The 598-nt window shown below is 54.2% G+C and carries 1 pseudogene; it reads right to left on the reverse strand.

What is annotated here, in order from left to right:
- A pseudogene (locus BG74_RS17575) lies at positions 1 to 541 on the reverse strand (hydantoinase/oxoprolinase family protein); the annotation flags it as partial.
- Positions 542 to 598: the final 57 nt, after the last annotated feature.

A 598-nucleotide genomic window follows, 5' to 3' on the forward strand; every position in this document is an offset into this window, starting at 1 on the left:
TTCATGATACTAACAAGAAGGTCAAAAAAACCGCTGTGCAACGGCCTAGAGCCGCCAAACAGCACCAGAGCAAATTGGCCGGGGTAATAGCCGCGCACCACCGAAACTTCGTGTATGGCGCCCATCATATTATTATATCTATGATGTCGCTTGCGGCGTCTTCCACGGTCAGTTCCCAGCGGCTTGGCAATGCATTCTTCAATCGATTTAGCCACCGCTGTAACATCCAGAGTCATTTTAACATTCAACAGGAGAGTCGTTAAATGTTCGAGTACCAGATGCGCGTCCGTCACTGTAGACTTGGTGCCGCCGCGGCCGTAGCAAATAGGCCACGCCATGGCGCTCGCGCTCATAGGCCCTGCCATTACGCGCCTTTGACGAAGCGAGCAATAGAACTGCCGCCGGCGCCAATGGTGTGGATATCGATCATCGGTAGGTTGAGTAGCCAGTCGCCGGCGTGACCTTCGGTGGTAACATTGGTATCACCGCCGTTGATAAGGAAAATATCCGCTGAGATGTCACAGACATCAAAGGAAATCAACTTGTTCTCCCCTCTGCCAGTCGACCCACCAGCCCGCCGCCCGACCCGACAGCGCGG

The sequence above is a fragment of the Sodalis-like endosymbiont of Proechinophthirus fluctus genome, assembly GCF_001602625.1.
GTDB lineage: Bacteria > Pseudomonadota > Gammaproteobacteria > Enterobacterales > Enterobacteriaceae.